This window comes from Roseomonas nitratireducens, assembly GCF_017813355.1.
GTDB classification, from domain to species: domain Bacteria; phylum Pseudomonadota; class Alphaproteobacteria; order Acetobacterales; family Acetobacteraceae; genus Neoroseomonas; species Neoroseomonas nitratireducens.
Window position 1 is genome coordinate 480,518 of the sequence record NZ_JAGIYZ010000001.1, and the last position, 18,430, is coordinate 498,947.

The window sequence follows — 18,430 nt, forward strand, 5'->3', positions numbered from 1 at the left end:
CATGCGCGTGCTGGTGATCGGCGCGGGGCCGGCGGGGACGCGCTGCGCGGAGCGTCTGGCCGGGCGCGGCGCCCGGGTCGCGCTGGCGGGCGCGGAGCCCGCGCTGCCCTACGACCGCATCGCGCTTGGCCGGCTGCTGGCGGGCGACGCGGAGGTGCCGGCGCTGATCACGCATGACGCGGCGCGGTTGCGCGGCCTGGGCATCCGCTACCTGCCGGCGACGCGCGTCGCAGCACTCGACCGCGCGGCGGGCACGGCGCGGACGGCGCGGGGCGAGGCGCTGGACTGGGACCGCGTGGTGCTCGCCACGGGCTCCGATGCCGTGCGCCTGCCGCTGCCGGGGGCGGCGCTGCCGGGCGTGTTCCTCTATCGCAGCATGGCCGATGTGCAGGCGATCCGCCGCGCGGCGGCGGGCGGGGCGCGGGCGGTGGTGATCGGCGGCGGGCTGCTCGGGCTCGAAGCCGCGGCCGCGCTGTCGGTCGCCGGCGCGCGCGTGACGGTGGTCCATGCGCTGGGCTGGCCGATGGAACGCCAGCTGGACCCGGCGGCGGGCGCGCTGCTGGCGCGCCAGCTGGGCGCGACGCGGCGGCTGCGCTTCGTCATGCCCGCGGTGACCGAGGCGATCGAAGGCGACGGGCGCGTCGAGGCGCTGCGCCTGGCCGACGGCACGCGCATCGCGTGCAGCCTGGTCGTCATGGCCGTCGGCATCCGCCCGTCCGTCGCGCTGGCGCGGGAAAGCGGGCTCGAGGTGAAGCGCGGCATCGTCGTGGACGACGCGATGCGCAGCAGCGACCCGCGCATCCTGGCCATCGGCGAATGCGCCGAGCATCGCGGCCAGGTCTGCGGGCTGGTCGCGCCCGCGCTCGCCATGGCCGAAGCGGCGGCGATGACGCTGGCCGGCGAATCCGTCGCCTACGCCCCGCGGCCGGATGCGGCTGCGCTGAAGGTTTCCGGCATCGCGGTGTGGTCGGCGGGGGAGGTGGCACCCGCCGATGCGGAAGCCGTGACGCTGTCGGACGAGGAAGCGGGCGTCTATCGCCGGCTCTGGCTGCGCGGCGGGCGGCTGGTGGGCGCGGTGCTGTACGGCGACACCGCCGATGCGGGCTTCTACCTCGACCTGATCACCGGCGGGCGGCCGGTGGCACCCTTCCGTGCGCGCCTGGCCTTCGGCGCCGCCCATGCGGAGGCCGCGTGATGACCGATACCGGCTTCAGCGGCGAGCAGCAGGAATACCTCAAGGGCTTCATGGCCGGCGTCGAGGCGCGGCGCGGCACGCTGCTGCCCGGCGGCGGGGAGGGCGGCGCGCCGCCCGACGCGCTGCGCGCCGCGCAGGACGCGACGATCGCGCGCGGCGGCAAGCTCGTGCCGCAGGAAGACGCGAAGCGGGAGAAGCATCCGCTCGACCGCTGGGAGGAGATGGCCGCGCGCGCGGCGTCCGGCGCCTTCCCCAAGCCGATCGACGATTTCATCGGCCGCTACCACGGGCTGTTCTTCGTCGGGCCCGCGCAGGACGCCTTCATGTGCCGGCTGCGCATCCCGGGCGGGATCCTGTCCGCGCACCAGCTGGACGGCATCGCGGAGATCGCGCGCGACTGCGCCGGCCCCTATGCCGACGTGACCACGCGCGCCAACCTGCAGCTGCGCGAGATCCCGGCCGCCCGCGGCATCGAGGTCGTCGCGCGGCTGGCCGAGCTCGGCATCATCCCGAAGGGCACCGGGGCGGACAATATCCGCAACATCACCGCGAGCCCGACGGCCGGGATCGACCCCCAGGAACTGGTCGACACGCGCCCGCTGGTCCGCGCGCTGCACCACCACATCCTCAACACCCGCGACCTGTTCGCCCTGCCGCGCAAGTTCAACATCTCGGTCTGCGGCGGCGGCGCGGTGGAGGTGCTGGAGGAGACGAACGACATCAGCCTGCGCGCCGTCGAGACGCCGTCCGGGCTGCGCTACCGCCTCACCCTCGGCGGCATCACCGGCCACCGGGATTTCGCGCGTCCCACCGGCATCGTGGTGAAGCCGGAGGAGGCGGTGCGCGTCTGCGACGCCATCCTGCGCGTCTTCATCGCCGAGGGCGACCGGACGGACCGCAAGAAGGCGCGGCTGAAATACGTGCTGGACCGGCTGGGGATGGAAGGCTTCGTCGGCCTCGTCGAACAGCGCCTGGGCGCCGCGCTGGAACGCGTCGCGGAAGCGGATCTTCGCCACGCGCCGCCGCCGGCCAAGCACGGGCATCTCGGCATCCATGCGCAGAAGCAGGCGGGGCTGAACTATATCGGCGTGGTCACGCCGGTCGGGCGGCTCACCCTGCCGCAGCTGCACGGCATCGCCGATGCCGCGCGGCGCTTCGGCAGCGGCACCATCCGGCTGACCGTCTGGCAGAACCTGATCCTCAGCGACATCCCCGACGCCGCCCTTTCCGCCGCCTGCGACGCCATCGCGGCGCTGGCGCTGGGCTGGCAGGCCTCCAACATCCGCGGCGGGCTCGTCGCCTGCACCGGCAATGCCGGGTGCAAGTTCGCCGCGAGCAACACCAAGCGGCACGCGGCGGAACTCGCCGCCTTCCTCGAGGCGCGCATCGCGGTCGATGCGCCGATCAACATCCACCTGACCGGCTGCCACCATTCCTGCGCGCAGCACTACATCGCCGATATCGGCCTGCTCGGCGCGAAGGTCGAGCGCGGCGAGGACCTCGTCGAGGGCTACGACCTGCATGTCGGCGGCGGTTCGGGGCCGGAGCAGAAGATCGGCCGGATGATCCTGCCCAAGGTCGCCGCCGACGCGCTCGGTCCGGCCGTGCTGGCGCTGCTGGGTGCCTGGATGCGCGACCGCGCGCCGGGCGAGACCTTCCAGTCCTTCACCGCCCGCCATGACGACGCGGCCCTCGCCGCGCTGGCGCGGGAGGCCGCATGAACGCCATCCTCCCCCCCGGCCTGCCGGCCGCGCCCGTGCCGCTGATCCCCGACAGCGCGCCCTTCACCCCGGCGCAGCGCGCCTGGCTGAACGGCTTCCTCGCCGGGCTCTATGGCGGCGCGGCGGCGGTGGCGGCGAATGCCTCCCCCGGCGCCGCGCCCGCGCCGGCCGAGGAGTTCCCCTGGCACGATCCGGCTCTGGAGCTCGAGGACCGGCTGAAGCTCGCCGAGGGCCGGCCGCTCAACCGCCGCCTGATGGCCGCCATGGCGCAGCTCGATTGCGGGCAGTGCGGCTACCTGTGCCAGACCTATGCCGAGGCGCTGGCGAGCGGTGCCGAGACCTCCGCCGCGCTCTGCGTGCCGGGTGCGAAGGCGACGCAGAAGGCGCTGAAGGCGCTGCTGGCCGAAGCCCCCGCCGCTGTGCCGAAGCCCGCCGCCGCCCCGGTGCCCGCCGCGGCCGCCGGACGCCCGGTGCGCGTCGTCGCCGCCCATCGCCTGACCGGCGAGTGCTCGGCCAAGGATGTGCGGCATGTCGTGATCGACCTGGCGGACAGCGGCCTGGCCTACGAGCCGGGCGACAGCCTGTCCGTCGCCGCGCCGAACGACCCCGCGCTGGTCGAGGCCGTGCTCGCCGCCCTCGGTGCCGCCGATGACGCGGCGCTGCGCGAGGAATTGCTGCACCGGCGTGACATCGCCCGGCCGCTCGACCGCACGCTCGACCTGCTGGCGGGCGCGGCGCGGCACGCCCCGCACGCCGCCGCGCTGCGCGCGCTGGCCGATGGCGATGACGGCGCGGAACCGGCGGATGCCGACCTGCTCGACCTGCTCGCGGCCTTCCCCTCGGCGCGGCCGCCGGTCGCGGACCTGATCGCCTCGCTGCCCGTGCTGAAGCCGCGGCTGTATTCCATCGCTTCCTCGCCGCTCGCCTGCCCGGGGCGCGTGGAACTCTGCGTCGGCGTGGTGCGGGCGGACCGGCGCGGGCGGCTGCGGGATGGCGTCGCCTCCTGCCACCTCGCCTTCCGCGCCGACGCCGCGACGCCGCTGCAGGCGCATGTGCAGACGAGCCATTTCCGCCTGCCCGCCGATGCCGCGACGCCGGTCATCATGGTCGGGCCGGGCACCGGCATCGCGCCCTTCCGCGCCTTCCTCCAGCACCGGGAGGCGATCGGCGCGAAGGGCCGCGCCTGGCTGTTCTTCGGCGACCAGCGAAGCGCGACGGACTTCCTGTTCGGCGAGGAGATCGCGGCCTGGAAGGCGAAGGGCGTGCTGACGCAGCTCTCGCTCGCCTGGAGCCGCGACGGGCGCGACAAGGTCTATGTCCAGCACCGCATGACGGAAGCCGCGACCGACCTGTGGCGCTGGCTGCAGGACGGCGCGCATGTCTATGTCTGCGGGGACGCGTCCCGCATGGCCAAGGACGTGGACGCGGCGCTGCGCGGCATCGCGCGATCCGAAGGCGGGATGAACGCCGACCAGGCGCGGGACTGGATCGTCGCGCTGGCCCGCCAGGGCCGCTACCAGCGGGATGTCTATTGATGGATGGCAGCCTCGGCGCGCGCGCCATCCGCAGCACCTGCCCCTACTGCGGCGTCGGCTGCGGCGTGGTCGCGACGCCGGACGGGCGCGGCGGTGCGACCATCGCCGGCGATGCGGACCATCCGGCCAATCGCGGGCGCCTGTGCAGCAAGGGCACCGCGCTGGGGGAAACGCTCGGCCTCGAGGACCGGCTGCTGCATCCGGAGGTCGGCGGCAAGCGCGCCACCTGGGACGCCGCGCTGGACGCCGTCGCCGAAGGCTTTCGCCACGCCCGCGCGCGGCACGGCCCCGACGGCGTCGCGCTGTATGTCTCGGGCCAGTTGCTGACCGAGGACTACTACGCCGCCAACCGCTTCGCGAAGGGCGTGCTCGGCACCGCCAACATCGACAGCAATTCGCGCCTGTGCATGGCGAGCGCGGTCGCCGCGCACACCCGTGCCTTCGGCGAGGATGTCGTCCCCGGGGTCTATGAGGACCTGGAACTGGCCGACACGCTGGTGCTGGTCGGCAGCAACCTCGCCTGGTGCCATCCGGTGCTGTTCCAGCGCGCGATGGCGGCGAAGGCGGCGCGCCCCGCGATGCGCATCGTCGTGGTCGATCCGCGCCGCACCGCGACCTGCGAGGGTGCCGACCTGCACCTGCCGCTCGCGCCCGGCAGCGATGTCGCGCTGTTCGCCGCGCTGCTCGCGCATCTCGCCGATCGCGGCCTTGCCGACCAGGCCTGGCTCGACGCCCATGCGGAAGGTGCGACGGAAGCGCTCGCGGCCGCGCGCGCCATCGCGCCGCGCGCGGCCGCGCTCACCGGCCTCGATGCCGGCGTGGTCGCGCGCTTCTGCGAGATGTGGGCGGCAAGCCCGCGCACCGTCACGCTCTGGAGCCAGGGCGTGAACCAGTCGAGCGCGGGCACCGACAAGGCCAACGCCATCATCAACTGCCACCTGCTGACCGGCCGCATCGGCGTGCCCGGCGCTGGCCCCTTCAGCGTCACCGGCCAGCCCAACGCGATGGGGGGGCGGGAGACCGGCGCGCTGGCCACCATGCTCGCGGGCCATCTGCGCTTCGACGTGCCGGAGGAACACGCGGCCCTCGCCCGCTTCTGGCAGGCGCCGGCGCTGCCGACGAAGCCTGGGCTCAAGGCGACGCAATTGTTCGCGGCCCTCGGGGCGGGGCGGATCGGCGCGCTCTGGGTGATGGCGACGAACCCCGCCGTGTCGCTGCCCGATGGCGACGCGGTGCGCGACGCGCTGGCGCGCGCGCCCTTCCTCGTCGTCTCGGAGGTCACGCGCCGCTCCGACAGCGCCGCCTTCGCCCATGTGCGCCTGCCCGCCCTCGCCTGGGGGGAGAAGGACGGCACGGTGACGAACAGCGAGCGCGTCATCAGCCGCCAGCGCGCCTTCCTTCCGCCGCCGGGGGAAGCACGGCCGGAATGGTGGATCATCGGCCAGGTCGCGCGGCGGCTCGGCGCGCCGGGCTTCGCCTGGGACGGGCCGGCCGCGGTGTTCCGGGAACATGCGGCGGTGACGGGCCTCGCGCGCCCTGCCGCGCGCGCCTTCGACATCTCGGGCCTCGCCGGCATGTCCGATGCCGACTACGCGGCGCTGCCGCCGACGCGCTGGCCTGTGCCGGCTGCCGGCACCGCGCCCACGCGCTTCTTCGCCGCCGGCGGCACGCTCGCCCCCCGCGCGCGGCTGGTGCCCACGCCCTTCCGCGCGCCGGTCGAGGATGTCTCCGCGGAGTACCCGCTGCGGCTGCTGACCGGGCGGCTGCGCGACCAGTGGCACATGATGACGCGCACCGGCACCGTGCCGCGCCTGATGGCGCACAGCCCGGAACCGGTCCTGACGCTGCACCCCGGGGATGCGGGCGGGCTCGAGGCCGGCGCGCTGGTCGAGGCGACCTCCGCGCGCGGCCGCGCGGTTTTCCGCCTCGCGCTCGATGACGCGCAGCGGCGCGGCACCGCCTTCGCGCCGATGCACTGGACGGCGCAGCTCGCCCCCGCCGCGCGCGTGAACGCGCTGGTCGCGCCGCATGCCGACCCGGTCAGCTTCCAGCCGGAACTGAAGAACGCGGCGATCCGCATCGCGCCCTTCGAAGCCGCCTGGCACGCCTTCCTGCTCGCGCCCCGTCGCCTGCCGGCGGACATCGCGCCCTTCTGCGCGGCGATCCCGCTCGAAGGCGGCGCCTGGCGGCACGAACTCGCGGGGAACGACGCGCCGGACGCGGCCTTCGCGCGGCTGCGCGGCCTGGTCGCGGCGGACGGCGCCGCCTGGCAGGTGATGGAGGATCCCGCGATCGGCCTGCATCGCGCCGCGGCGCTGCGGGATGGCAGGCTGGCGGGCGCGGTGCTGCTCGGCCCGGATGCCGCCCTGCCGCCGCGCGCCTGGCTCGCCGCGCTGATGGCGGGCGAGGGGCCGCTCGCGCCGGGCGAACGCGCCGCGCTGCTCGCCGGCCGCCAGCCGGGCGGGCCGCCGCCGTCCCCGCTGGTCTGCGCCTGCCATGGCGTGACGGCGGCGACGATCCTCGGCTGCGGCGCGCGCGACGTGGCCGGCGCGGGGGAGGCGACGCGCGCGGGCACCGGCTGCGGTTCCTGCCGGCCGGAGATCGCGACGCTGCTCGCCCGCCTGCCGGAGGATGCGTGATGCGCCACTTCCCCGCCTTCCTCGACCTTGCCGGCCGCACCGTGCTCCTGGTCGGCGACGGGGAGGCGATCGCACGCAAGGCCGAACCCCTGCGCCGCGCGGGCGCCGTGCTGCGGCAGGCGCCCCGCTTCGCGCCCGCGCTGCTCGACGGCGTCGCGCTCGCGGTGGGATCCGACGCGCCGGAGGAGGATCTGCGCGCGCTGTCGGCCGAGGCGCAGCGTCGCGGCATTCCGGTCAACATCGTCGACCGCACGGAGCTCTGCTCCTTCATCACGCCGGCGATCATCGACCGCGACCCGGTGACGATCGCGATTTCCACCGGCGGCGCGGCGCCGACGCTCGCGCGCATGGTGCGGCAGAGGATCGAGACGGTGCTGCCGCCGCGCCTCGGCGCGCTGGCCGCGCTGGCCGCGCGCTTCCAGGCGCTGGTGCGCCGCGCGCTGCCCGATCTGCCGGCGCGGCGCCGCTTCCTCGATGCCGCGCTGGCGGGCAAGCCGGGCGACCTCGCCCTGGCCGGGCGCGAGGCGGAGGCCGAGGCCGCCTTCGCCGCGGCACTCGGCACGGCGGATGCGCGGCCGGCCGGGCGCGTCTTCCTGGTCGGCGCGGGGCCCGGCGCAGCCGACCTGCTGACGTTGCGCGCGCTGCGCCTGCTGGGGGAGGCGGATGTCATCGTGCATGACCGCCTCGTCTCCGACGACGTGCTGGACATGGCGCGGCGCGATGCGGAGCGGATCTTCGTGGGCAAGGCGCGCGCCAATCACTGCCTGCCGCAGGAGGAGATCAACGCGCTGCTGGTCCGCCTGGCGCGGGAGGGCAAGCGCGTCGTGCGGCTGAAGGGCGGGGATCCCTTCGTCTTCGGCCGCGGCGGTGAGGAAGCCGCCGCCCTCGCCGAGGCCGGCATCGCGCATGAGGTCGTCCCCGGCATCACGGCCGCGCTCGCCTGCGCGGCGGATGCGGGCATTCCGCTGACGCACCGCGCGGCGGCGCGCGCGCTGACGCTGGTCACCGGCCATACGCGGGACGGGCGGCTCGACCTCGATTTCGCGGCGCTGGCGCGGCCCGGTCAGACGCTCGCGGTCTACATGGGCGCGGCGACGCTGCCGGACCTTGTCGCGGGGCTGGTCGGCGCGGGGCGGGATCCGTCCACGCCCGCCGCGATGGTCGAGGATGGCGGCACCGGCGCTTCCCGGCGGCTGGAGGCGACGCTCGCGACCCTGCCGGCGGCGGCGCGTGGCTGGGCCTCGGGCCGGCCGGCGCTGATCCTGGTGGGGGAGGTGGTCGGCCTCGCGCCGGGCGCGGCCGGCGAGGCCGCGGCGGCGGCCTTGCCCCGCGCGCGGGCCGCCTGGCCGGCGATGGCCGCCGCGCCCGGCTAGGGACGTTTCCGTTCGCCGTGGCGCACGGTCACGTCTCTGGATCATTGTCCGTTCGAACGAGCCCGCTCGAACGGATGATGCCCGGGGGCCGCGCCGGTCAGGCCGGGTCGCCGGTATCCGGCGCGAGGCTCGCCGCCTCGATCCCGGCGATGCAGCATTCCTCGTCCTTGGGGGAGGCATCGCCGCTGATGCCCACGGCGCCGAGCAGGACGTTGTTCGCGTCGCGCACCAGCACGCCGCCCGGCACCGGCACGGCGCGGCCGCCCGTCAGGTCCGACAGCGCGTTCGTGAAGCCCGGCACCGCCTGGGCGCGGCGGGCGAGTTCGCGCGTGCCGAAGCCCATCGCCAGCGCGCCGAAAGCCTTCCCGGTCGCGATCTCGGGGCGGAGGATGGAGGCGCCGTCCTCTCGCTTCGCGACCTTCAGCTGGCCGCCGGCATCGAGCACGACGACGCAGAGCGGCAGCAGCCCGAGCGCGCGGCCCTTGGCAAGGGCGGCGTCCGCGATGGTCTCGGCCTGGGCGAGGGTGAGGCCGTTGATGGCGGCGGGATGGGCGGGCTGGGGCATGGGATGAGTCCTGTCGAAGGCGGCGCGGGATAGGCGCTCAGCGCCGGCGTGTCGAGCGCTCCCGTCGGCAGAGGTCTTCGCAGGGCTGTCCGTCGCGGTCGCGGTCAAGACGCAGAAGCCCGCAGACGCGGTAGTGGAATTCCGCCTCGGCGCAGCTCGTCATCTGCGTGCAGTATCGCTTTTCCCCGCAGCGCCATGACGTCTGCGCCGGCGGCGCCTGGGCGAATGCCGGCGTGGCGGCGAGCAGCAGCGCAACGAGGGTCCAGCGCGACATCACGAAAACGTTAGGCCACGCTGCGCGCCTTGCCTATCCGGCTTGGGCCCCGCCGCGCCCCGTGCCAGAACGGCGCCCATGCCCCCCCAGGACCGCCGCGCCCCCCGCCCCGCCGGCCGGCCCCCCGATGCCGCGCGGCTGCGGGAGGCGGCGCTCAACCACCTCGCCCGCTTCGCCGCCACCGAGGTCGCGCTGCGCCGGGTGCTGGAACGCCGCGTGGACCGCTGGGCCCGCGCCGCCGAGGCCGAGGGCCAGGACCGCGACATGATCGCCGCCGCCGCCGCATCCGCCCGCGCCGCCGCGGCCGAGGTCGCCCGCGCCATGGTCGCCGCCGGCGCGGTGGACGACGCCGCCTTCGCCGAGAGCCGCGCCCGGCGCCTCGCCCGCGCCGGGCGGTCGCGCCGCGCCATCGCCGCGCATCTCGCCGCCAAGGGCGTCGCCCCCGAGACCGCCGGCGCCGCCCTGCCCGAGGATGCGGAGGCCGAACTGGCCGCCGCGCTGGCCTTCTGCCGCCGCCGCCGCATCGGCCCCTTCGCCCGCGCGACGGAGGATGCGGAGGCGCGGCGCCGCGCGCTCGCCGCCATGGCGCGCGGCGGCTATCCGCACGGCCTCGCCCGCCAGGCGCTGGCGATGGACCCGGACGAGGCGGAGGAGCGGCTGCTCGCCGCGCGGCGCGGATGAGGGCCAGCGGCTTCGCGCGCGCGACGCGCCACGGGACCACGTCGCCATGAGCGGCCCCGCCGTCACCTTCACCCGCGCCGGGCTGCTGCGCGGCGCGCGCCAGGCCGCGCCGCTGGTCATCGGCACCTTTCCCTTCGGGCTCGTGGTCGGCGTGATCTCGGATGCGAAGGGGCTGTCGCTGCTCGAGACGCTGCTGATGTCCGCGCTGGTCTTCGCCGGATCGTCGCAACTGCTCGCGCTGGAACTCTGGACCGAGCCGGCGCCGATCGCCGCCGCCACGCTCGCCGCCTTCGTCGTGAACATCCGCCTCGCGCCGATGGGCGCGGCGCTGGCGCCCTGGCTCGACCGGCTGCGCGGGGTGCGGCTGTGGGGCTCGCTCGCCACGCTGGTCGACCATTCCTACGCGCTGTCGGCGGCGGACCAGCGGCGCGGCGGGCGGGACGCGGCCTTCCTGCTGGGCGTCGGCGTGGCGCTCTGGACCTTCTGGATGATCGCGGTGGGGGTGGGGCACGTGTTCGGGTCGGCGGTGCGGCTGCCGCCGGGGCATCCGCTGTACTTCGCGGCGACGGCGACCTTCTGCGCCATCCTCGTGCCGATCTGGCAGGGCGTGCGGCGGGACATGCTGCCCTGGACGCTGGCCGGGATCGTCGCGCTGCTGGCCTGGGGCGCGGGGCTGGGGCCGCCCTGGCCGCTGCTTGCGGGCGCGCTCTGCGGCGCGGCGCTCGGCGCCTGGCTGGAGCTGCGGCGGGGATGACGCTGCGCCTCGACGTGCTGCTCGCGATCCTCGGCATGGCGGCGGCGACGTATCTGTGCCGCGCCGGCGGCTACGCGCTGTTCCGCGCGCTGCGCCCGCCGCGCGTGGTGGAGGTCGCGCTGCAGCACCTGCCCGGGCCGATCTTCGTCGCCTATGTCGCGCCTGCGCTGGCCGCGCAGGGGCTGAAGGGGCTGGTGGCGGCACTCGCCGTCGTCGTGGCGCAGGCGGTCTCGCGCAACCTGGCCGTGGCGATCGCGGCGGGTGTGGCGGTGATGTGGGCGGCGGGGATGGTGGTGTAGAGCGGGACCGCCGGCGCTACGGCGCGGCGGATGCCGGCACCAGCGAGAAGGTCGCGCCCGGAGCCGGCGCATCCGCCCCGCGCACCCGCACGGGCACCGAGATCGCGGCCCCTTCGGCATCCAGCACCGTCACGCGGTAGAAGCCCGGCCCCGGCGGGTCCCAGGCCGCTTCCCGTCGCGCGGGTTCATGCGGGATGGGCGCGCCATCCACCAGGAAGGTCAGCGGCCGGCGCCCGCCCGCGGCGCGCAGCGTGACCGGACCCGCGCCTTCCGCCAGCGCCGCGCCGGCCGGCGGGAACAGCAGCCGCAGCCGATCCGCCGGTGGTGCGCTGCGCGGCACATCGGCCGCGACGCGCATCCCTTCCCGCGGCGCTTCCGGCAGCAGCGCGAAGACGCGCGCGAGCACCGGCAGCGCCAGCGACCGCCCCGTCGCCCCTGGCATCGCCGTGCCGTCCGGCCGGCCGATCCACACGCCGGCGACATGGCGGCCATCGAAGCCGAAGGCCCAGGCGTCGCGCCCGCCCCAGGAGGTGCCGGTCTTCCACGCCACCCCGGCCGGACCGCCGCCGGGAAAGCGCTGCACGAGGATGGCGGCGACCTGTTCCGCGGCGCGTCGATCGACCGCCTGCTGCGCCTCGCCCGCCGCGCCCGGCGTCACGCGCAGCGGCAGGGCGCGGCCGCCATCGGCCAGCGTGGCGTAGAGTGCGACCATCTCCCGCAGCGTCGTCCCCGCGCCGCCGAGCGCGAGCGGCAGCGACGGGTCCGCCCCGCGCGGCAGGCGCGGCGCCGCGCCCGCCACCTTCAGCGCCGAGGCGAAGCGCAGCGCGCCGACCTGGTCGAGCAGCGCCACCGCCGGCAGGTTCAGCGACAGCCGCAGCGCATCCGCCGCGGTGATGCGCCCGGCGAAGTCGCGGGAGAAATTCTCCGGCGCATAGGCGCCGAAATGGCGCGGCAGGTCGGCGATCAGCGTGCCCGGCGTCGCGATGCCGCGCTCGAAGGCCATCGCGTACAGGAAGGGCTTCAGCGCCGAGCCCGGGGAGCGCACCGCGCGCGTCAGGTCGAGCGTGCCGGCGCGCGCTTCCGACCCCCAGGCGCCGCCGACCATCGCGCGCGCTTCGCGCGACGACGCCTCGGCGACGATCAGCGCGACCGAGGCGCGGTCGGGCAGCGAGGGCAGCATCTCCGCCACGAGCCGTTCCGCCGCGCGCTGCAGGGGCGCGTCGAGCGTCGTCGTGACGGTGCCGCGCGATGCGCGCGCCAGTTCGCGCGACAGGTGCGGCGCGAGGCGCGGCATGGGCAGGCGCCGGTCCGGCATGGTTGCCGCCACGGCAAGATCCCGATCCGCCGCGCTGAGCCCGGCCGCAGCCCCGCCGCGCCGCGCGAGCACCGCGTCGCGCGCCGCGCGCGCGGCCTCCGGATGCCGGTCGGGCCGCAGCGTGGCGGGGCGGCGGGCGAGTGCGACGAGCAGCGCGGCTTCCGCCGTGTCGAGCCGCGCGGCGGGCCGACCGAACCAGGCGAGGCTGCCCGCCCGGATGCCCTCGATGTTGCCGCCCTGCGGGGCGAGCGTCAGCCAGATGCCGAGGATCTCGTTCTTGCTGAAGCGCGCTTCGAGTTGCAGCGCGCGGAAGACCTCGATCGCCTTGCTGCGCAGCGTGCGCGGGCGCGGTTCCAGCAGCCGCGCGGCCTGCATCGTCAGCGTCGATCCGCCGGAGACGACGCGCCCCGCGCGCACCCATTGCGCCGCGGCGCGCGCGAGGGAAATGGGATCGACGCCGGGATGGGAATGGAAGCGCCGGTCCTCCGCCGCGACGAGCAGGTCGACGAGATGCGGCGGGACGTCGGCGGTGGTGGTGCGCAGCCGCCAGGTGCCGCCTGGCGCGGGCAGGACGGACAGGGTGCGGCCCTCGCGGTCGGTGATCTCGGCCCCCGTCGCGGCGAGGCGGGAGAGGTCGGGCGGGAAGATGCGGTCGAGCGCGAGGGCGGCGAGGAGGAGCGCGGTGACTGCGATGAAGGCGAGCGTTGCGCGGCGGCGGACGGGGGAGGGCGCTGCCCTCCCCCGGACCCCCGCCCGCCAAAGGCCTAAGGGCCCTTGGAACCCATTCGATTCATCGGGGGGATTGGGGAGGGGGCTCATCCGCGCGGCTGGAGTGCGCGGCCCTGACCCGCCAACGCCCGATCAAGTCCCGGTGTCCAGAGGCCATTCGGCCTCTGGTGGGGGAGGTCCGGAGGGGGCAAGGCCCCCTCCGCCAGCCACCGGCACGCACGCCTCACGGCAGCACCGTGATCCTCGCCGCGTTCTGCCGGGCGAAGATGCCCGGCCGGTACATGTCCTGCGCTTCCGCGCCCGGCAGTTCGAAGCTGCCGGGGGTGACGGCGCGCAGCCGCACCGCGATGCGGGCGAAGGGCTGTTGCGGCGTGATGGTGACGGCCGCGGCGTAGCGGTCGTCCAGCGCCGGCTGGCTGTCCACTTCCGTCAGCGTGCCGAGCCACGGCATGCCCGCGATGTCCCCGGCCGGCAGGCGGGAGGCGATCTCCCACCCCGCGGGCAGCCCGTGGATCAGCATCGCCTCGTGCCGCTCATTCGTCTCCGCGCGGAGTTCCATGAGCATCACGAAGGACGTGTTCTGCCGCAACGTGTCCAGGTTCAGCGGCTGCCCGTCGAGCCCGAAGAAGCGGCGGGAGACGCGGAAGCCCTCGCGCGCGGCGGGCAGCGCCTCGCGCGGGATGCCGGTGATCGTCACCGACTGCCAGACCGGCGCGGTGCCGAGGTTGCGCGCCGTGCCCGGCCCGCTCAGCGACGCCGACACGATCGGCCGCTGCGGCAGGGCCGAGCCGTTCACGGCGACGACCGCCGCGCGCGTGCCCTGGCCCAGCACCTGCGCGGCCAGCACCGCCCAGGCCTGCACCTGGGTGCTGGTGGTGCGCGGCGTGAGTTCCGCGCCCGGCAGCGTCGTCATCAGCGTCGAGAGCCGGTCCGGCAGCAGCCCGCTTTCGCGCAGCAGCGTCGCGGTGGCCAGCGCGTCGCGCGGCGCGCTGCCGTAGTCGGCGTACCAGAAGCGCCGGCCTGTCGCGCCAAGCGCGCTGAGGAAGGCCTGTTCCGCCCGCGCGCGGTCGCCGCCGCGGGCGAAGGTGGCGGCAAGCTGCGCGCGGCTCAGCTGCGTCGGCAGGTCGTTCAGGTTTTCCATCAGCCGGCGCGCGGCGCCGAGGCGTGGCTGGCCGGCCAGGGCGAGCGCGTGCAGGCGATAGGCCTGCGCCGCGCGCTCGATCGGCGTGTCGCCGGCCGCGTCCTCGATCGCTTCGTCGAGGAAGCGCAGTGCCTCCCGCAGCGCGCCTTCGGGCACGGTCGCACCCGCGGTGCGGGCGCGGATCAGCGCCTCCACGGCATAGGGGGTGAGCCAGGGCTGGCTGTCCCCGCTCGCGCTCCACATGCCGAAGGACCCGTCGAAGCGCTGCCGGTCGAGGATGGAATCGACCGCGCGCTGCAGGCGGATGGCGCGGTCGGTGTCGCCTTCCTCGGACATGCCGGCCGAGAGCGCGAGCGCGCGCGAGGCGGACTGTTCGAGGCAGGCGAGCGGGAAGTCCTCCACCGCCCGAAGCATGCCGGCGACGTCGTAGCGCACCGCCGATCCGAAGGAGACGGAGGCGCGCCAGGAATTCGCGGCGAAGCGTTCGATCGGCGGCGCGACCGGCAGTTCGGCGCCGGGCGGCAGCTCGACGCCCGCCACTTCCGTCACGCGCGGGCGCGATGAGCGGATGGTGATCCGGCTCTCGCGTTCCACGCGGAAGCCGCCAGGGCCGGTGACGGCGAGGCGGATCGTGCCTTCGCCGGCTTCGGTCGCGCGCAGCACGGTGGTGGGCTGGGCGCGCGCCCCGGTCGCTAGGTTCGCCGCGAGCCGCGCGGGTCCGCCGAGGGCGAGCCCGCCGGTCACGCTGAGTTCGGCCGCCACTTCGCCCTGCGGCAGTTCGATGTTGTGCAGCAGGACGGAGATGCCCGCCTCGTCGCCCGGGGCGAGGAAGCGCGGCAGCAGCGCTTCGGCCACCACCTGGTCGCGCACCGTCAGCGGCTTCGCCGAGGCGCCGACGCGCGTGCCTTCCCAGGCGACCGCCATCAGGCGCAGCTCGCCCGCGAAGTCCGGGATGTCGAGCGGCACCATGGCGAGGCCGTTCGCATCCGCCCGCACCACGCCGGAGAACAGGCTGACGAGGCGCTGCGGCGGCTGGATGGCGTCCGCGCCATCGGCCTCGTCGCCGCCCTGACGGAGCAGCGCGAGTTCGCCTTCGGCGGGCGCGATCAGCCGGCCGTAATCGTCGCGGATATCGACGCCGAGCCGGCGCCGGCCGAGGAAATGCGCGCCCGGATCGGGGTTGGCGAAGTTGGTCAGGCGCAGGATGCCCTCATCCACCGCGGCCAGCGTCAGCAGCACGGGGCCGCCGGCATTGGCGACGCGCACCGGCACCTCCACGCGCTGGCGCGGGCGCACCAGCGGCGGCGTGTCGATGGTCACCGCCAGCGTGCGCGGCGCCGGATCGATGCCGACCCAGGCGAGGCCGAGGCCACGGCCCGGCTGGCCGGCGCGCGTCTCGCCGGGGCGGAACACGGTGACGGCCACATAGGCGCCGGGGCCCCAGGCGGCATCGACCGGCACCTCGACCTCGGTGCCGCCCTCGACCACCTGGACCTCGCGCAGGGAAACCAGGCGGTCGGTCAGGACGGCGACGGAAGCGCGCCCGGCGAAAGGCGGGGTTATGCGGATGCGCGCCGTCTCCCCCGGCGCATAGGCGCGGCGGTCGGCGGCGACATCGACGCGGTCGGGGATCTCGGCGCTCTCGGCCCCCGCCCAGCCGGAGCGGAAGCGGATGGAGGAAATGCCAAGCCCGTTCGCATCCGCCACTTCCAGCCGGTAGCGGCCGAACTGGAGGGAACGGGCGAAGCGCGCGGGCTGGTCCGGCGTGACGCGGATCTCCTGCGCGTCGACGGGCTCGTCGCGCCAGACCGTCTCCCACCGCGCGATCGACCCGCGCACGACGATCCGCCAGTTCGGGCGTTCCCGCACCAGCCGCACGCGCAGCGTCGCCGGCACGGCACGGCCTTCGGGCGAGACGGCGGCGATGTCGAAGGCGGCTTCCGCGCCGGCGTCGATGGCGTCGTTCTCGAAGGCCGGGCGCAGCGCGACGAAGGTGCCGCGCGCGCGCACGGGCACGGAGAAGCGCGTGCGCGTCTCACGCCCGCCGGGCTCGCTCATCGACACGCTGACCTCGCCGCGCACCGGGCGCGTCGTGTCGGGCGCCTGCGGCAAAGCGAGCGTCAGCGTCGCGCGGCCCTGCGCGTCGGTCTCCGGGATCTCGAAGGTCAGCAGGTCCGGCGCGAACTGTTCCTGCGCGAGGCCGAAGCGCCAGCCGCGCCAGTCGGCGAAGGGCTCCGGGTCGTGCAGCAGGCGCATCTCGGCCTGGCCGGTCAGGCCCGAGCCGGGCGCGCCATAAAGGAAGCGCGCGGTGACCGGCACTTCGAGCCCGCGCGGGCCGGGCACGAGCGGGCCCGGCGCCGGGCCGGCATTGACCTCGAGCCGCTCGGGCACGAAGGCCTCGACGCGGAAGGTCGCGCGGCCGACCGGCGGCGCGTCCGGGTCGGTCAGCGCCTCCAGCGTCCAGACGCCGTAGGGCGCGCCGATGGACAGGCGCAGCGGCCAGTAGAGCGCCCCGCCATCCTGCCGCGGCGGGACGAATTCCTGCGCCACCTGGCCGTTCGGCCGGCGCAGCCGCAGCCGTACGGGAAGGTCGAGCGGCCGGCCCGCCGCGTCGCGGATCAGGGCGGCGGCGTTCACCGTCTCCCCGGGGCGGAAGATGCCGCGGTCGAGCCAGACGAAGGCATCGACCGGCCCCGGATGCGGCCGGCCGGTCGCCCCGCGGTCCGACAGGTCGAAGGAGGCGGAGTCGAGCGAGATGGCGGCGAGGTCGTCGCCGGTTTCCGCATGCACCGCGACCGGCGCGATCGGGCCCGTGCCGCGCAGCAGCGCGGCGTTGAAGCGCGCGAGGCCATCATTGCCGGTGCGTGCTTCGGCGAGGATCTCGTTGTTGCGCCCCATCAGCATCAGGCGCGTGCCGGCGATGGGGGTCGCGCCCTGCAGGCTGCGCGCCTGCACCGCAAGGCCATCCGTCCCGCGCCAGGCGGTCAGGCCCAGATCCGTGACGAAGAAGGGCAGCGCGCTGGCTTCGCCGCCGCCGCGCCGGGCGTCGGCGTTGCGCAGCACGACGAGGTAGGCGCCCGGGCCGGCGGAGCGCATCACGTCCGGCAGCGGCAGGATGGCGCGGTGCGTGCGGTTCGGCTCGACGCGCTGCAGTTCCGCGCGGCCTTCCCACAGGACGCGGCCGAGATCCTCGCTGATCTGGTCGGCGGACCAGGATTCGATCGACTCCCCCGGCGTCCAGTCGCGGCGCAGCGGCACCAGGTTGCGCTCGGCGACGCGGATGACGCGCATCGTCACCGCCTGCACGTTCACCGTGGCGACGCCGATGCGCGATTCCTGGCCGCGCGGAAGGATGAAGGCGCGCGTGTCGAAGGCGATGCGCGCCTCGCGGTTCGGCATGGCGACGGCGAGGGCGGTTTCCTGCCGCAGGTTCTGCCGGTCCTCGCCCGGCAGGCCGGCGCGCAGGATCAGTCGCGTGGACGCACCCCAGGGCAGGCCGGCGACGCAGAGCAGGTCGCCCTCGCGCTCGACCGCCATGTTCGGGATGGGAGGGTCGGCGCGGATCCAGTCGCCGGGGACCCAATCCGTGCGCCGCGCGGGCGCGTTGGTGAAGGTGAGGCAGGCGCGCGCGGGCTCGGCCTCGGGCTCGGTCGTCACGCGGCGGACCAGCATGCCGGCGGCGCGGCGCGCGGCTTCCAGGCGCTGGCGGTGCTCGGGGCTGTCCACGCGCTGGAGGACCGCCTCCAGCGCGTCGATCTGCTGCACGGGGCGGTCGAGCCGGCGCAGCGCCTCGGCGATGGCATACAGGGGGGCGACCTCGGGTTCGCCGTAGGGGGCGAGCTGGAAGGCGCGCCAGGCGGCGCGCAGCGCGCGCTGGTTGTCCGGCGGGGTGCGGCCGAGCTGCGCCTGGGCGAGGGAGAGCCAGTGGTCGGCGCTGGGCTGGCCCATGCCGATCCGTTCCTCCCACGCCGTGGCGGCGGCGGCGTAGTCGCGCCGCGCCTCGGCTTCCCGGGCGCGCTGTTCGGCCGCCGCGCGCTGCGCCGGGCTGCCGCCGGCGGGGAAGCGCCGGGTCATCTCCTGCTGGTAGACGCCGGCGTCGCGGCCGAGGCCCGGCAGGTCGAATTCCTGGGCGGCGGCGAGGCCCGGCAGCAGCAGGGCGAGCAGCGTCAGCAGGCGGATGAGGCGCATGTGGGGCGGTTCCCGTTGGTC

At 75.8% G+C, this 18,430-nt stretch carries 12 protein-coding genes; 8 read left to right on the forward strand and 4 right to left on the reverse strand.

Features of this window, described 5'->3' with window-relative positions; translation table 11 throughout:
• Position 1: 1 nt before the first annotated feature.
• Genes J5Y09_RS02230 through cysG form a run of 5 tightly spaced genes read left to right on the forward strand, consistent with a single transcriptional unit; the run spans position 2 to position 8,463 of the window.
• On the forward strand, positions 2 to 1,195 hold the full coding sequence (locus tag J5Y09_RS02230) for an NAD(P)/FAD-dependent oxidoreductase (protein ID WP_209350072.1): 1,194 nt from the start codon (positions 2 to 4) through the stop codon (positions 1,193 to 1,195).
• Positions 1,195 to 2,916: a NirA family protein gene (locus J5Y09_RS02235; RefSeq protein ID WP_209350073.1), complete on the forward strand. Its 1,722-nt coding sequence runs from the start codon at positions 1,195 to 1,197 to the stop codon at positions 2,914 to 2,916. Before J5Y09_RS02230 ends, J5Y09_RS02235 begins: the two co-directional genes overlap by 1 nt.
• Entirely contained in the window at positions 2,913 to 4,451 is a 1,539-nt protein-coding gene (locus tag J5Y09_RS02240) for a sulfite reductase subunit alpha (RefSeq protein ID WP_209350074.1), read from the forward strand. Before J5Y09_RS02235 ends, J5Y09_RS02240 begins: the two co-directional genes overlap by 4 nt.
• On the forward strand, positions 4,451 to 7,090 hold the full coding sequence (locus tag J5Y09_RS02245) for a molybdopterin-dependent oxidoreductase (protein WP_209350075.1): 2,640 nt from the start codon (positions 4,451 to 4,453) through the stop codon (positions 7,088 to 7,090). The genes J5Y09_RS02240 and J5Y09_RS02245 overlap by 1 nt, the downstream gene beginning before the upstream one ends.
• Entirely contained in the window at positions 7,090 to 8,463 is a 1,374-nt protein-coding gene (cysG, locus tag J5Y09_RS02250; protein ID WP_209350076.1) for a siroheme synthase CysG, read from the forward strand. The genes J5Y09_RS02245 and cysG overlap by 1 nt, the downstream gene beginning before the upstream one ends.
• 97 nt (positions 8,464 to 8,560) lie before the next feature.
• Here the strand turns inward: cysG and J5Y09_RS02255 are convergent, their stop codons facing one another.
• Together J5Y09_RS02255 and J5Y09_RS02260 are read right to left on the reverse strand one after the other, a co-directional pair.
• On the reverse strand, positions 8,561 to 9,028 hold the full coding sequence (locus J5Y09_RS02255; RefSeq protein ID WP_209350077.1) for a GlcG/HbpS family heme-binding protein: 468 nt from the start codon (positions 9,026 to 9,028) through the stop codon (positions 8,561 to 8,563).
• A gap of 37 nt (positions 9,029 to 9,065) precedes the next feature.
• Positions 9,066 to 9,302, reverse strand: a complete 237-nt coding sequence (locus J5Y09_RS02260) for an excalibur calcium-binding domain-containing protein (RefSeq protein WP_209350078.1) — start codon at positions 9,300 to 9,302, stop codon at positions 9,066 to 9,068.
• Positions 9,303 to 9,380: 78 nt separating this feature from the next.
• On the opposite strand from J5Y09_RS02260, the gene J5Y09_RS02265 reads away from it, so the two are divergent.
• The 3 genes from J5Y09_RS02265 to J5Y09_RS02275 are packed head-to-tail and all read left to right on the forward strand — an operon-like array spanning position 9,381 to position 11,036.
• Positions 9,381 to 9,983, forward strand: coding sequence for a RecX family transcriptional regulator (locus tag J5Y09_RS02265; protein ID WP_209350079.1), 603 nt, complete (start codon positions 9,381 to 9,383; stop codon positions 9,981 to 9,983).
• Between the two features lie 46 nt (positions 9,984 to 10,029).
• The gene (locus J5Y09_RS02270) at positions 10,030 to 10,737 is read left to right on the forward strand and encodes an AzlC family ABC transporter permease (protein ID WP_209350080.1); all 708 of its coding nucleotides are present in this window, start codon (positions 10,030 to 10,032) and stop codon (positions 10,735 to 10,737) included.
• The gene (locus J5Y09_RS02275; protein WP_245216738.1) at positions 10,734 to 11,036 is read left to right on the forward strand and encodes an AzlD family protein; all 303 of its coding nucleotides are present in this window, start codon (positions 10,734 to 10,736) and stop codon (positions 11,034 to 11,036) included. The genes J5Y09_RS02270 and J5Y09_RS02275 overlap by 4 nt, the downstream gene beginning before the upstream one ends.
• A 16-nt stretch (positions 11,037 to 11,052) precedes the next feature.
• Here J5Y09_RS02275 and pbpC read toward each other — a convergent pair whose 3' ends face one another.
• Together pbpC and J5Y09_RS02285 are read right to left on the reverse strand one after the other, a co-directional pair.
• Positions 11,053 to 13,170 carry a penicillin-binding protein 1C gene (gene pbpC, locus J5Y09_RS02280; RefSeq protein WP_209350081.1) on the reverse strand — a complete coding sequence of 706 codons (2,118 nt, stop codon included), beginning with the start codon at positions 13,168 to 13,170 and terminating at the stop codon, positions 11,053 to 11,055.
• 133 nt (positions 13,171 to 13,303) lie between these two features.
• Positions 13,304 to 18,409 (reverse strand): alpha-2-macroglobulin family protein, encoded by a 5,106-nt coding sequence (locus tag J5Y09_RS02285; protein ID WP_209350083.1) that lies wholly within the window; start codon positions 18,407 to 18,409, stop codon positions 13,304 to 13,306.
• Between the last annotated feature and the right edge of the window lie 21 nt (positions 18,410 to 18,430).